This window comes from Halomonas salipaludis, assembly GCF_002286975.1.
In the GTDB taxonomy this organism is placed as follows: domain Bacteria; phylum Pseudomonadota; class Gammaproteobacteria; order Pseudomonadales; family Halomonadaceae; genus Franzmannia; species Franzmannia salipaludis.
This window is the reverse complement of sequence record NZ_NSKB01000007.1, coordinates 180,965-195,048: the sequence shown is the minus strand read 5'-3', so window position 1 is coordinate 195,048 and position 14,084 is coordinate 180,965. Positions and strand designations below refer to the sequence as shown.

Below are 14,084 nucleotides of genomic sequence, written 5' to 3'. Positions count from 1 at the left end.
TCATCCGCTGCGCTTATTCGCAGGCCGCACCTTGAGATGGTTGATCACGCCGCCGGCGGCCAGCAGCGTGCGCTGGCGCCGGGTCAGGCCGTGGTGAAGGCGTAGTTCGCCCTTGCCGACGATCTCGGCGACAAGCGCAGGGCCGGCGGCCAGCTGGGCGTGGAGGTCGCGAATCACGATACGGTCGTCCTGCGTCAGGCGCGCGGCGTCAGCATCGTCCAAGAAGGTTAGCGGCAGCGCCCCGAAGCAGATCAGGTTCTGCCAGTGGATACGCGCGAAGCTCCGCGCCAGCACCACCTGCAGGCCCAGGTAGCGCGGCACCAGGGCGGCGTTCTCGCGGCTCGAGCCCTGGCCGTAGTTGTGGCCGCCGACGATGGCGTGGCCGCTGCGGGTGCGGGTCGCTTCGGCGCGTGCCGCGTAGTCCGGGTCGACCGCCTCGAAGGTGAACGGCGCCGAGGCGTAGACGCTGCTCCAGTAGGGCATCACCCGCTGGCCCGCCGGCATGATGTCGTCGGTGGAGATGTTGTCCCCGGTGACCAGCAGCACCGGCACCTCCAGGGTGTCGGGCAGTGGGGTGAGCGTCGGCAGCGCCGGGGTATTGTCGGTCTTCTGCAGTGGCTTCAAGCGCGCCTCGGCGGGCGGCAGCGGCGCCGTGAAGAGGTCGCGGTTGATCACCATCCGCGCCGGTTCGGCGATCCGCGGATAGGCCATGTCGAGGCTGCGCGGGTCGCTGATCACGCCGGCCAGCGCCGAGGCAGCGGCGGTTTCCGGGCTGCACAGGAAGACGCTGTCCTCGCGGGTGCCGGAGCGGCCGGGGAAGTTGCGCGGCACGGTGCGCAGGCTGTTGAGGCCCGCCGCCGGCGCCTGGCCCATGCCGATGCAGCCGTTGCAACCGGTTTGGTGCAGTCGCGCGCCGCAGGCCACCAGGTCGGCCAGATGGCCCTCGTCGATCAGCGTGGTCAGCACCTGGCGCGATGACGGGTTGATGTCCAGCGAGACCCCGTCGGCGACGCGGCGCCCGCGTAGCATCTCTGCCACCACCGCAAAGTCACGGTAGCCGGGGTTGCCCGAGGAGCCGATATAGGCCTGGTGCAGCGGCTCGCCGGCCACCTCGCGCACCGGCACCACCTTGTCGGGGCTTGACGGCAGTGCGATCAGCGGCTCGAGGCGTGAGAGATCCAGCGTCTCCTCGCGGTCATAGGTGCAGCCCGGTTCGGCGGCCAGTGCTTGCCATTCCGCCTCGCGGCCGCGGACCGCCAGGAAACGGCGGGTCTCCTCGTCGCTGGGAAATACCGTGGCGGTGGCGCCCATCTCGGTGCCCATGTTGGCCATCACGTGGCGGTCCATGGCCGAAAGGTCCGCGAGGCCCGGCCCGTGGTACTCGATGATGGTGTTCTTGCCGCCGGCCACACCGTGGCGGCGCAGCAGCTCGAGCACCGCATCCTTGGCCGAGACCCAGTCGGGCAGGCGGCCCTCCAGGCGAATGCCCCAGATTTCCGGCATGCTCAGGTAGAGCGGCTCGCCAGCCATGGCCATGGCCACCTCGATGCCGCCGGCGCCGATCGCCAGCATGCCCAGCGAGCCAGCCGCGGTGGTGTGGCTGTCGCAGCCGACGATGGACTGGCCCGGCACTCCGAAGTGCTCCATGTGCACCGGGTGGCTGATGCCGTTGCCGGGGCCGGAGTACCAGATCCCGAATCGCTCGCAGGCGCTTTTCAGGAACAGGTAGGTCTCGGCGTTGAGCTGGTCGGCCTGGACCAGGCCGTGATCGATGTACTGCACGCTGGGCTGGGTCTTCACTCGGTCGAGGCCCATGGCCTCGAGCTCGAGCATCACCAGGGTGCCGAGCACGTCCTGCAGCAGGGCCTGGTCGATGCGCAGGGCGATCTCGTTGCCGGGGCTCAGGTCGCCTTCGACAAGGTGGTCGCGGACCAGCTGCTGGGCAAGGTTGAGTGGGGGGCTGGGGGGTGTCATGGGCTGTGCCTCAGGCGTGTTGTTGTCGTGGCTGGTGAGTCTGACGCGCGGGTGGGTGTAGCTGTGCGGCACGGGCGGCCAGGATGTGCGCACGCATCACCGATGCCGCCCATTCGCCGTCGCCGACCGCCAGCGCGCGGAGGATTTCGCGGTGATGGCGCATGCTAGCGTGGAGCTCTTCGTCGCTGTAATGATGGAAGCTGCGACGCGACACCGGCACCTGGACGATGGCCTCGAGCAGGCGCTGCAGCCGCGGGCTGTCGGCGGCGGTGATCAGTTCGGCGTGAAAGCGATCATTGAGGACTGCAATCTCGTCGATGGCCTGGTCGTCGCCGCGCTCGCAGAGCTGCTCCATATGGCAGGCCAGCTCGCCCAGTGAATCCAGTCGCGGGGCATCGATGCGCGAGGCCGCGCGTCTGACCACCTGGGGCTCGAGCAGCACGCGCAGCTCGAAGACCTCCTCCACGTCGCGCTGGGTCCAGGACACCACTCGCGCCCCGTGATGGGGGATCACCTCCACCCAGCCATCGGATACCAGGCGGCGCAGGGCTTCACGGATCGGCGTGCGGCTCAGCTCCAGCTCCTGTCCGATGGTGGCCTCGCGGACATAGCTGCCGGCCACATAATAGCCGTCGAGGATGCGCTGCTTGATGATGGCGTAGACGCGGTCGGCGGCGGTCATGGACGAACTCCGTGTAGGGCATGGCGCTGCAGGGCATGACTAAGGTCGTAGCGATTATTGTGTACGATTATTTGAAATATCGCACAATTTAGGCCTATATTGGCGTCAAAACGAGAAGAGTTGTATACCATTTTAGATTAAGCCCCGCCTCTTCCCTTAACGACAGTGCCGAGACCGCAGCTACCAAGCGGTGCATGATGGACCTGGCTACCCGCTGATGAGGAATCGAGGTGTGACGTTGCCATGAAGCTAGATACCACCTCACTCAAGCTGTTCGTCAGGGTCGCCGAGAAGGGCACCATCGCTGGCGCTGCCGAGGCCGAATTCATCGCTACCTCCGCGGTGAGCAAGCGAATAAGCGAGCTGGAGGAGGTATTCAATACGCCGCTTTTGCTGCGTACCAACAAGGGCGTCGAACTGACGGCCGCGGGCATCGCGCTGCTCAACATGGCGCGCGGGGTGCTGCACAACCTCGACGATATTTTCGTACAGATGCGCGAGTATTCCAGCGGCTTGCGTGGCAATGTTCGCGTCTATGCCAACATGTCGGCCATCACACAATACTTGCCCGGCGAAATACAGTCTTTTTTTCTCAAGCACCCGGAAATCAACATTCATCTCGAGGAAAAGGTCAGTCCGATCATCACTCGTGAGGTGGCCAGTAACGGCGCTGATGTCGGTGTGTGTGCGCTGCTTCCTCACGGTCATGACCTGGAAACTTTTCCCTATCATACCGACGATCTGGTGGTGGTGACGCCGCTCGATCATCCGCTGGCCGTGCACGACAGCATCCGCTTTGATGACACCCTCGGCTATGCCTATGTCGGCCTGCAGTCGGCGAGTGCCATCAACCTCGAACTGATCAAGGCCTCGAGCCAGGCCAATCGCCCCTTGAATATCCGCATCCAGGTGACCAGCTACGACGCCCTTTGCCTGATGGTCGAGGCTGGATTGGGGATCGGCGTAGTGCCACGCGGCGCCCTGCGTCCCTATGCTGGCGGCATCGGTATCAAGGTAATTGCGCTGCGCGATGAGTGGGCAAGGCGCAAGCTTGCGATCTTCGTCAATTCGTTCGAATCCTTGCCCATGGCAGCAAGGCTATTCGTCGAGCACCTGGTGGAGTCTTCAAAAAAAATGCCGTCGGAGAAGACAGGAAGTGTCTGAGACTTCTTGCCATCGTATTTTGCGATGGCGGGGTCATGAATGGCTATTACCTGGACCTGCGCTATGCCTTCAACCTCATGGGCGACTCCACTATATTTCGAACGAAGGGCCGTGCTCGCCCAAGGAGGCACTTACGCCAAGATGAACGGATGCTTATCGACCTAAACCATCACTGCAATCCGTCTTATAACAACATAATCGAGGTAAATCGAATGAACGCTACGCTCAAGACCTTCCGCAAAGCCCGTCAGCTGCTGCCCATCTCACTGTTGGCAGTTGGCAGTCTCACCGCCGGTGTCGCCCAGGCCCAGGAGTCGCTGAACATCGGTGCCGTACCCACCGGCACCGGTTGGTTCTTCGGTATCTCCGAAGGCGCGCGGGTGATCAGCGCCAACACTCCCTATGAGATCTCGGTACGCGAGACCGGCGGCACCCGCGAGAATGCCATTCGCCTGGGCCGCGACGAACTCGACCTGGCCTTCACCGAGGCGCTGGTCGGCTACGAGATGTACAACGGCATCGGCCGCTTCGAGGAGACGCCCAACGAGAATGCCCGCCTGGTCTACTGGATCGCGCCTTCGACCATGCACTGGGCGGTGCGCCAGGACTCGGATATCGAGACCTTCGACGATCTCAACGGCCAGCGTTTCAATCCCAGCAGCATCGGCGGCGGCGGTGAGTACATCACCGAGCTGGTGTTCGATATCCTCGGCGTCGAACCCGACTTCCAGCGCATGCGCATCGACGATGCCGCCGAGGGCGTCACCGACGGCCGCCTGGTCGGCTTCAGCTACAACGGCGTGCCGCCGATCCCGGCCTTTACCGAGGTCCACTCGTCGCGGCCGCTGCAGCTGCTGTCGCTGTCCGAAGAGCAGCTCGATCTGGTCACCGGCGAGCTGCCGTTCCTGTCGCCATCGGTGATTCCGGCCGGTACCTACCGCGACATGGAGGAGGCCACCTCGCTGGGCATCTACATGGGCGTGGCTGCCAACGCCAGCCTCGACGACGATATCGTCTATGAAATCACCAAGGCATACTGGGAGAATCATGATCAGGTAGCGGCCTCCTTTGCCCCGGCCGACGGCGTGACGCCCCAGGACGTGATAGATAACGCGACCTTCCCGCTGCATGCCGGTGCGCTGCGTTACTATCAGGAGCTCGAGCTGGAAATTCCCGACGACGTCATTCCCCCCGAGGCGCAGTAAGCGTCGTTACTGCCCCGTTGGCGGCCCGGCTGCCGACGGGGTATCGTTCGATCACATCCATTCGTCGTCGCTGGCCCAGCGGGTCGGCGACGCAGGAGTCTGGTAATGGACACGCCTCGAGAGCAACAGGTCGTCGAGAAGTATTCCGATGATTCCGGCAAGCGCAAGCTGACGGGCATCTGGTTCCTGGTCATGCGCATCGCCGCCGTGTCCATGGCGCTCTTCCATCTCTACGCCGCGGTCACCGGGGCGGTCAATACTCAGAATGCGATCCATCTGATGTTCGCCATTCCGCTGATTTTCCTCGCCTACACCTGCCGGGCACGCGACAGCGAACGGTTGCCCTGGTACGACGTGATACCGGTGCTGCTGGGAGTGGCGATCAGCGCCTACTACATCTATCACTTCGACCGCATTCTCTATGATCTCGGCTATCTGATGCCGACCACCACCGATCTGTTCTTCGGCATTGCCGCTATCCTACTGCTGCTGGAAGCGTGCCGACGTGCCATCGGCCTGGCCTTCCCGGTGCTGGTGCTGGTGGCGTTGGTCTACGCCTACTTCGGGCGCTACCTGCCCGGCGTTTGGGGCCACGGCGGCTACGGCTGGGCGGACCTGGTGGCGACCTTCTACATGAGCCCCACTGGCATCTACGGCAGCCTGATGCGCACCTCGTCGACGGTGATCGTAATCTTCATCATGTTCGGTGCGCTGCTGGTCACCACCGGCGGCGGCGATACCTTCATGCGCCTCTCCAACGCCGCCACCGGGCGCATGTCCGGAGGGCCGGCCAAGGCCGCGACCCTGTGCAGCGCGCTGTTCGGCAGCATCAGCGGCAGTACCGCGGCCAATGTCGCCACCACTGGGGTGTTCACCATCCCGCTGATGAAGAAGAACGGCTATAGCCCACGCTTCGCCGCGGCCACCGAGGCCTCGGCGTCCACCGGCGGGCAGATCCTGCCGCCGATCATGGGCGCGGCGGCCTTCGTCATGGCCGACGTGATCTCGACCAGCTATCTGGAGATCATCGGCGCGGCGCTGATCCCGGCGCTGCTGTTCTATCTCGCCATCTGGATGAGCGTGCACTTCGAGGCCAAGCGGCTGGGCCTCACGCCGGTGCCCAAGTCGCAGCGCCCGACGCTGCGCGAGGGGCTGTTCAACATCGAGACCCTGGTGGTGCCGATCGCGGTGCTGGTGACCATGCTGGTGCTGCGCTACACCCCCACCACCGCGGCGGTGGCGGCCTACTTCACCGCGGTGTTGATCTATCTGTTCTCGTGGCGCAGCCCGGGCACCCTGTGGGAGCGCATCAAGTCGCTGCCGGCAGCCCTCGAGGCCGGGGCGATGACCGCGGCGATGATCGCGGTGATCATCGGCAGCGTGGCGATCATCGCCTCGGTAATCAGCCTTACCGGCCTGGGCCTCAAGGTCTCCTCGGTGATCCTGGTGGTCAGCGGCGGCGACGTGCTGATCACGCTGGTGCTGGCGATGGTGGTGGCGATCATCCTCGGCATGGGCTTGCCCACGGTGGCGGCCTACATGCTCGCCGCCTCGGTGGTGGCCGCGGCCTTCATCGAGGCTGGGCTGCCGAGCCTTTCGGCCCACCTGTTCATCCTCTACTTCGCGATCCTCTCCGGGGTCACGCCGCCGGTGGCTCTGGCCGCCTATATCGGCGGTGCGATCGCCGGGTCGCACTGGTTCAAGACCGCGCTGACCGCGACCAAGATCTCGCTGGGTGGCTTCCTGATCCCCTACATGTTCATCTACCACCCGCCGCTGCTGGGCAACGGTACGCCGCTGGAGATCGCCTTGGCGGTCGGCTCCGGGGTGTTGGGCATCATCGCCCTGGCCGGCTCGACCATCGGCTACTTCCTGCGACCCTGCAGTTGGCTGGAGCGCGGACTGCTGCTGATTGCGGCGCTGATGCTGATCACCGGCCAGCTGCTCACCGACGTCATCGGCATCGTGCTGATCGTTGGCTTGTTCATCTGGCAGTATCGTCACCATCAGGCGACGCTATCCCGCTCCTCCTCACCCGCAGCAGGCAAGGAACCCGCGCAATGAAGATCGTGATCTCCGACGACTACCAAGACGCAGTACGCACCCTGGACGCCTTCGGCAAGCTCGAGGGTCACGATGTGACGATTCATCACGACACCCTGAGCGATCTCGATGCCCTGGCCGAGCGCTTCCAGGACGCCGAGGCGCTGGTGCTGATTCGTGAGCGGACCCGGATCAGCGAGGCGCTGCTGGCCAGGCTGCCCAAGCTGCGCTACATCAGCCAGACCGGCGGCGGTGCGGCGCATATCGACCAGGATGCCTGCGCCCGCCACGGGGTCAAGGTGCTGACCGGTACCGGTTCGCCGGTGGCCGCCGCCGAGCTGACCTGGGGCCTGGTGATGGCGGCGACCCGGCACATTCCCCAAGAGGTCGAGAACCTCAAGGCAGGGCGTTGGCAGCGCACCCTGGGCACCGGGCTCAAGGGCCGCACCCTGGGCATCTTCGGCTACGGCAAGATCGGCCAGTTGGTGGCCGGCTACGGCCAGGCATTCGGCATGCAGCTGCTGGTGTGGGGGCGCGAGGGCACCCGCCAGCGCGCCGCCGAGGCGGGGCTCGAGGTCGCCGCCAGCCAGGACGACCTGTTCGCGCGCAGCGACGTGCTCAGCTTGCATCTGCGCCTCAACGATGACACCCGCGGCATGGTCACGGCTGAGCATCTGGCATTGATGCAGCCCGAGGCGGTGTTGATCAACACCAGCCGCGCCGAGCTGATCGAGCCCGGCGCGCTGGAAGCGGCGCTGCGTGCCGGTCGGCCGGGACGCGCCGGCATCGATGTCTTCGAGCAGGAGCCGCTGTTCGAGCATCCCATGCTGGCCCTGCCGGGGCTGGTGGCCACGCCGCATCTCGGCTACGTCGAAAAGGACAGCTACGAGCTCTACTTCGGCGATGCCTTCGACAACCTGCTGGCCGCCGCCAGCGAGTGAGGAGATGCGCCATGAGTCATCGCAACGACAGCCTCGATCCGCAGGGGATCACCGTGCGCCGCGAGGTGCTGGGGGATGCCTACGTCGACCGCTCGCTGGACGGCGCCGACGACTTCAGCTGGCCGCTGCAGGAGCTGGTGACCCGCAACTGCTGGGGCGATATCTGGACCCGTGAGGGCCTGCCGCGGCAGACCCGCAGCCTGGTCAACCTGGGCATGATGGTGGCCCTCAATCGCCCCCACGAGCTCAAGATTCACCTCAAGGGCGCGCTCAACAATGGCTGCACGCCGGCGGAAATCCGCGAGGTACTGCTGCAGAGCGCCGCCTACTGCGGCTTCCCGGCGGCCATCGACGGCTTCCGCGTGGCCCGCGAGGTACTCGCCGAAGAGGGCATCGCGTTCCGCGACGGCGAGTGATTCTGAGCGTAATAACAACCAAGACTGCGTCTGAAAAGCTAGGAGTTAATTTATGTACGCCACCGTATCCCTGCGCCGCCACCTGGGCACGGCGCTGATGTCCGCGGCCCTGGTCGCCGCTACCCCGGCGCTGGCCGGCGAGTCGCTGAGCATCGGCGTGGCGCCCAGCGCCAGCGGCTGGTACTTCGGCTACTCCGAGGTCTCGCGCATCGTCAGCGGCGCCACCGACCACGAGATCTCGGTACGCGAGACCGGCGGTTCGCGGGAGAACGCCATTCGCCTGCGCGGCGGTGAGATCGACCTGGCGCTGATCGACGCCATCGGCGCCTACGAGGGCTACCATGGCGAAGGCCAGCAGACCGACCACCACAACCCCGACATGCGGGTGATCACCTGGGTCGCGCCCTCGACCATGCACTGGGCGGTGCGCCAGGACCGCGATATCGAGACCTTCGAGGAACTCGAGGGCGAGCGCTTCAATCCCAGCAGCATTGGCGGTGGCGGCGAGTACATCACCGACATGGTGTTCGAGGTGCTCGGCATCCAGCCGGACTTCCAGCGCATGCGTATGGATGATGCCGCCGAGGCGGTGGTCGACGGGCGCATTGTCGGCTTCAGCTACAACGGCGTGCCGCCGATCCCGGCCTTCACCGAGGTTCACTCCTCGCGGCCGCTGCATATCCTGTCGTTCAGCGACGAGCAGCTCGAGGCAGTGACCGAAGCGCTGCCGTTCCTGTCACCGGCGACCATCCCCGCCGAGACCTACCGCGACATGCCCGAGGCCACCACCCTGGGCACCTTCATCGGCATCGTTGCCAACAGCAGCATGGACGAGGAGACCGCCTACGACCTGACCCGCGCCTACTGGGAGAACGTCGAGGCCATCGCCGAGAGCTTTGCCCCGGTGGAGGGCATGACGGCGCAGATCGCCCTCGACAACACCACCACGCCGCTGCATCCAGGCGCGCTGCGCTACTACCAGGAGGCCGGTCTGGAGATTCCCGAGGCGGTCATGCCGCCCGAAGCCGAGTAAGCGTTGGCTCGATCGCACCGTGCCACCCGCAGCAGGCCGCCCTCGGGCGGCCTGCTGCTATCCGGGGTTATCGCATCGGCGAGGCACAGCGCTTAGGCTGGAGGCGAATCTTTCGCCGGTGGTAGTGAATGGGCAAGTTCATCGTGTTGTTGATTATCGCCGTGGCAGTGTCCGCGGCGCACCAACGCGTGTGGGAAGCGGTGCCCCAGCACTGGGCGCCCTGGGAGCCGCTGGCGGTGGATGACCCGCTGACGCCGGTCAGCAAGTGGAAGCTGCGCCAGCTGGCCGACGACCGCCAGGGCTGCCTGGCGGCGCTGAATACGGTACCGGATGCTGAATTGGCCTATACCGCGCTGGACGACCATGAGCCGGTGGCGGGGTGCCCGCTTGCGAACGTGGTGCGGGTCCAGGGCAGCGGGGTCGACTTCAACGCCAGCTTCGTCGCCAGCTGCTCGCTGGCACTGGCCTGGGTGATCTACGAGCGCCAGCGTCTGCAGCCCGCCGCCGAGGAGGTGTTCGGCAGCCGCGTGACAAGCGTCGAGCACTACGGCAGCTACAGCTGCCGCAACGTCTATGGCCGCGAGGACGGACGCCTGAGCGAACATGCCAGCGCCGACGCGTTCGACGTGGCGGGGTTCGGCTTCGCCGACGGGCGGCGCATCACGCTGCTAGGCGACTGGGACGATGACGGCGAGGCGGGGGCGTTTCTGCGCGAGGCGCGGGACGGCGCCTGCGATATCTTCGGCAACGTGCTGGGGCCGGACTACAACGCCGCGCATGCCGATCACTTCCATTTCGGCATGCGCGGCTTCCGGCTGTGCCGCTAGGCGAGACCCGAGGTTACTGGCTGAGATCGATATCCTCCTCGTCGGTCAGCGCCCCGGCGGCGGCACCCACGCCCGCACCGATCACTGCGCCGCGGGTGGCACTGCCGCCGGTGGCGGCGCCTGCCCCAGCACCCGCCGCGGCCCCGACGCCGGCACCGCTGGCGGCGCGTTCGCCGGTGGTGGTGCCACAGCCGGCCAGCACCAGCGCAGTCAAGGCGATGGCCGCCAGACTCAGCAGGCCGCGGGGCGTGTGGCGGGGCCTCTCAACGGTTTTGGCTCCTTGCTCGTACATATCAGCTCTCCTTTTCCATGGTTTGCCTCGTCACCCTAGAAGCCGTCGAGCCTTGGGGCAATGTGGGATCAGGAGAGGGGCTGCTGGAATAGCATGAACTGGCGGAAAAGCTCGCCCTGACTACTGATGTTGAGCCGGCTGTAGAGGCGCTTGCGGTGGTTCTTGACCGTCCCCTGGGTGATGCCCAGCTGTCGGGCAATCTCCGGTGAGCTGTAGCCACGCAGGATTAACCAAGCCACGTCGCGCTCACGGTCGCTGAGCACATCGCGACCGAAGTCGTGCAATTGGCTGGGAGCCTGGTCGTCGACGCGGGGAAGGTGCAGGCTGCTGGCCAGCCAGAACTGGCCTATCAGCGATTCCAGCAAGGGGAAGAGATAGGTCAGCACGGCGAGCACATCGTCGGGTGCCGGCGTGGCCAAGGGGCGATAGAAACCGAAGGAGAGCGACAAGCAGTCCTGCTCGGTGAGGGGAAAGAAGGCCCCGGCTTCGTCATGCAGTCCCAGCTCGCGGTAGTAGGTGGCGAAGTAATCGCTGTCTCGAAACCCTGCTGGTGCCAGCTCATCCAATGACCACACGCCACGGGCACGGTGTCGCTCCCAGTGCTGGAATATCGGATCGAGCAAATACATGCGTTCTATGTACGGTATGAGAACGCGTTGATGGCGCGTGGCATCGAGATTGTGTGCCAGGATGGCGGGGCGACCCTGGGCGGAAAAGTGGAAGGCCGCATAGCTGATGCCGGGAAAGTAAGCCGCCAGTACCTCCCCCAACCCATCGAGAAAATCCGGCGAGCGCACCAGCCCCGCCAGCTTGGCGACAGGCGCCAGGCTGGCGGGAGGTTTGGCGGCGTGACGGGGCTCGTGCATGGCATATCAGCCTGTTAGAAGCCTAGCGAATATCCTCCACTAGCGCGGCGGCCCGGTCGATCCAAGGCTGCTGGTGTTGCTGTAGCGTTTGTTGCCCCCAGCGGGCGATTTCAGCGTCCATCGGATCGTAGGCCTCGGTCTGACTAGCGGCCAGTGTCTGAATCACTGCGTGGCCACAAAACGGAACATAGCCTTCCGAGTAACCGCCTTCGTGGACCATGACCAATCGCCCGGAGCAGAGCCGCTCGGCGGCGCTCAACAGCTTTTGGGTCATGGTCGCATAGGCGCCGCTGTTGAGCAGCATGCAGCCGAGAGGGTCCATGGCGCTGGCATCGAAGCCGCAGGCTACCACGATCAGCTCGGGCCGATAGCGAGTGAGGGCCGGTATGACCACCTCGTCGAGGGCCGCCAGGTAGGCACCGATCCCGCTCCCGGCAGGTAGCGGCACGTTGAGGGTATAGCCGAATCCGGCACCCTCGCCGCGCTCGCTGAGGTGGCCGCTATCCTGAGGATAGTTGTTGTCATGATGGAGCGAGATGGCCAATACATCATCACGCTCCCAGAACGCTTGCTGGGTGCCATTGCCGTGATGCACGTCCCAGTCGATGACCGCGACGCGCCTCAGCGGATGGTGCGCCATCATCGCCATGATCGCCACCGGGATATTGCCCAGCAGGCAGAAGCCCCGGCCCCGGTCACGCTCGGCGTGGTGGCCAGGTGGTCGGCACAGCGCATAGGCGTTGTCGCAGCGGCCGCTAAGCACCGCTTGCATGGCGATCATCGCCTGCCCAGTGGAGCGGCGGGCGATGGTGTAGCTGTCCTTGCGCAGCGGCGCGCACTCGCCAGCATCACCGAAACCGCGCTCGCTCATCCCTGCCAGCCGGTCGAGGTAGGCGGAGGTGTGAAAGCGCAGCAGGTCCTCCTCGCTAGCCGGTTCACCCTTGAGCAGGACCAGCTCATCGATCAGGCCGCTCATCTCCAGCAGGTTGCGCAGGCGCCGCTTGGTCTCTGGATGCTCTGCCGCGGCGGCGGGTTGCACGAACTCTCCCGGGGCGTCGAAGATCGAACACGGGCCGGCATCGTGCCACATGCAGTGTTCATGAAAGGCAAACCCGGTGCGTGGCATGGTCAACTCCTCAGGCCAGGACGATGAATAGCAGCACACTAAAGGCCGCGGCGATCAAGACATAGGGAAGCTGGGTCAGGGCGTGCTGCAGCGGTGTCACACTGCAGCCACGGGCACTCAATACCGTGGAGTCGCCAAAGAAGCAGGCGTGCGAACCGAAGGCTCCCGCTGAGATCATGGCGCCTAGGGTCAGTGGCAGCGAGGCGCCGGTGGCGAGCGCCAGCGGAACCACGATGGGGAAGGCAATGGCATAGACACCCCAGAAGGAGCCGGTGGCAAAGGCGAGGCCGGCGAGTATCACGAAGGTCACTGCTGGCAGCCACTGACCCGCCATGACCGGCATGACCCAGTCGATCAGTGTCTCGGCCAGACTCAACTGCTCGTTGACGTCTTGCAGAATGAAGGCGGCGAAGACGATGCCCAGCGGCACCAACATGAACTGCAGTCCCTTGATGATCTCGTCGAACAGGCGGTTGAGCGGTGCCATGTCTTGCGCCACGTACAGACCAAGGGTCACCAGCAGGGCGAACGCCACACCGATCAGTGCGTCGATCTCGAACCACCAGGTGGCGAAGATCAGCGTTGCCATCGGCAGCAGGAAATTGATCAACCTGGCGGGGCGATGCGTGAACTGCTCGGGATTTTCCTCTTCGTTGTTCTCGGGCAACCGCTCTTCGTCGCCCTGCTCGGCACGCTTCATCTTGCCCAGCGCCGGGATCAGTCCGCCAGCGACCAGCAGCACCACGATCAGCGCCACCCAGGGGTAGAACAGGTAGGGGATGAGAGTCAGGTAGTAGCTGAAGCCCTGGCCGGTGTCGGCAACGTCGTGGCTTTCCAGCAGTCCCGAGAGGTAAATTGCCCAGGTGGAGAAGGGGATGATCAAGCAGATGGGCGCCGCGGTCGAGTCGACGATATAGGCCAGCATCGAGCGCGATATCTTAAGCTTGTCGGCCAGCCGTTTCATCGCCGCCGAGACGGTCATGGCGTTGAGGTAGTCATCGATGAAGATCAGCACACCGAGCCCGACACTGCCCAGCAGCGCGCTGCGACGCGTGGTGAAGTAGCGTCCGGCGGCGCGACTGAACGCCTCCGTGCCTCGCGCGAACTGCAGCAGGCCAATCAGGCTGCCAAGCAAGCCGCAGACCAGGATGATCCAGCCCATGGTCGGGTCCTGCATCACCCCCAGGCCGCTGGCCGCCATATCCTGTACGGCGGTGGTGGGCGACAGCATGATGAAGCCACTCAGTGCCCCGGCCAGCAGCGCTTCCAGCGTCCGTCGCGTGAGCAGCGCCATGCTGATGACCACGGTGGTAGGCAGTAGGCTGTAGAGGCCGTAATAGTCACTATCGATCAGCGCGAAGCCGCTCAGGCTGGCGACCAACACGACGCTGAGAAACAGCAGGCCGCCCTTGGTGGCACTGCCGAAGCGCTGAGAATGGCCCGTCAGGCCCGAAGCATTGTGCGACATGGTAGATGACCTTTGTTGTTGTGCGATCTGCTATTGGTAGCACCGCT

13 protein-coding genes are annotated in these 14,084 nt (G+C 65.0%); 7 read left to right on the top strand and 6 right to left on the bottom strand.

The window, feature by feature from the left end; all coding sequences use genetic code 11:
* Window positions 1–1,974, bottom strand: coding sequence for an aconitate hydratase (locus tag CK498_RS18840; protein WP_095622397.1), 1,974 nt, complete (start codon window positions 1,972–1,974; stop codon window positions 1–3).
* A gap of 10 nt (window positions 1,975–1,984) precedes the next feature.
* Window positions 1,985–2,656: a GntR family transcriptional regulator gene (locus tag CK498_RS18835; protein ID WP_095622396.1), complete on the bottom strand. Its 672-nt coding sequence runs from the start codon at window positions 2,654–2,656 to the stop codon at window positions 1,985–1,987.
* Window positions 2,657–2,899: 243 nt separating this feature from the next.
* Here CK498_RS18835 and CK498_RS18830 point away from each other — a divergent pair, with 243 nt between their 5' ends.
* From CK498_RS18830 to CK498_RS18800, 7 genes are all read left to right on the top strand, one after another.
* A complete protein-coding gene (locus CK498_RS18830) occupies window positions 2,900–3,820 on the top strand; it encodes a LysR family transcriptional regulator (RefSeq protein WP_095622395.1) in 921 nt (306 codons plus the stop codon).
* Window positions 3,821–4,032: 212 nt separating this feature from the next.
* Window positions 4,033–5,025, top strand: coding sequence for a TAXI family TRAP transporter solute-binding subunit (locus tag CK498_RS18825; RefSeq protein ID WP_095622394.1), 993 nt, complete (start codon window positions 4,033–4,035; stop codon window positions 5,023–5,025).
* 105 nt (window positions 5,026–5,130) lie between these two features.
* Window positions 5,131–7,089 (top strand): TRAP transporter permease, encoded by a 1,959-nt coding sequence (locus CK498_RS18820; protein ID WP_095622393.1) that lies wholly within the window; start codon window positions 5,131–5,133, stop codon window positions 7,087–7,089.
* Window positions 7,086–8,009, top strand: coding sequence for a D-2-hydroxyacid dehydrogenase family protein (locus CK498_RS18815; RefSeq protein WP_095622392.1), 924 nt, complete (start codon window positions 7,086–7,088; stop codon window positions 8,007–8,009). Before CK498_RS18820 ends, CK498_RS18815 begins: the two co-directional genes overlap by 4 nt.
* 11 nt (window positions 8,010–8,020) lie before the next feature.
* Entirely contained in the window at window positions 8,021–8,425 is a 405-nt protein-coding gene (locus tag CK498_RS18810; RefSeq protein WP_095622391.1) for a carboxymuconolactone decarboxylase family protein, read from the top strand.
* Window positions 8,426–8,477: 52 nt separating this feature from the next.
* Window positions 8,478–9,458, top strand: coding sequence for a TAXI family TRAP transporter solute-binding subunit (locus CK498_RS18805; RefSeq protein ID WP_095622390.1), 981 nt, complete (start codon window positions 8,478–8,480; stop codon window positions 9,456–9,458).
* Between the two features lie 128 nt (window positions 9,459–9,586).
* The gene (locus CK498_RS18800; RefSeq protein ID WP_095622389.1) at window positions 9,587–10,285 is read left to right on the top strand and encodes an extensin-like domain-containing protein; all 699 of its coding nucleotides are present in this window, start codon (window positions 9,587–9,589) and stop codon (window positions 10,283–10,285) included.
* Between the two features lie 13 nt (window positions 10,286–10,298).
* Here CK498_RS18800 and CK498_RS18795 read toward each other — a convergent pair whose 3' ends face one another.
* The 4 genes from CK498_RS18795 to CK498_RS18780 all read right to left on the bottom strand — a co-directional run bounded on the left by CK498_RS18795 (window position 10,299) and on the right by CK498_RS18780 (window position 14,037).
* Window positions 10,299–10,577 carry a hypothetical protein gene (locus CK498_RS18795; RefSeq protein ID WP_095622388.1) on the bottom strand — a complete coding sequence of 93 codons (279 nt, stop codon included), beginning with the start codon at window positions 10,575–10,577 and terminating at the stop codon, window positions 10,299–10,301.
* 68 nt (window positions 10,578–10,645) lie between these two features.
* Window positions 10,646–11,443 carry a helix-turn-helix transcriptional regulator gene (locus CK498_RS18790; protein WP_095622387.1) on the bottom strand — a complete coding sequence of 266 codons (798 nt, stop codon included), beginning with the start codon at window positions 11,441–11,443 and terminating at the stop codon, window positions 10,646–10,648.
* A 22-nt stretch (window positions 11,444–11,465) separates the two neighbouring features.
* The gene (locus tag CK498_RS18785; protein WP_095622386.1) at window positions 11,466–12,569 is read right to left on the bottom strand and encodes a class II histone deacetylase; all 1,104 of its coding nucleotides are present in this window, start codon (window positions 12,567–12,569) and stop codon (window positions 11,466–11,468) included.
* A gap of 10 nt (window positions 12,570–12,579) precedes the next feature.
* A complete protein-coding gene (locus CK498_RS18780; RefSeq protein ID WP_095622385.1) occupies window positions 12,580–14,037 on the bottom strand; it encodes a Na+/H+ antiporter NhaC family protein in 1,458 nt (485 codons plus the stop codon).
* Window positions 14,038–14,084 lie beyond the last annotated feature (47 nt).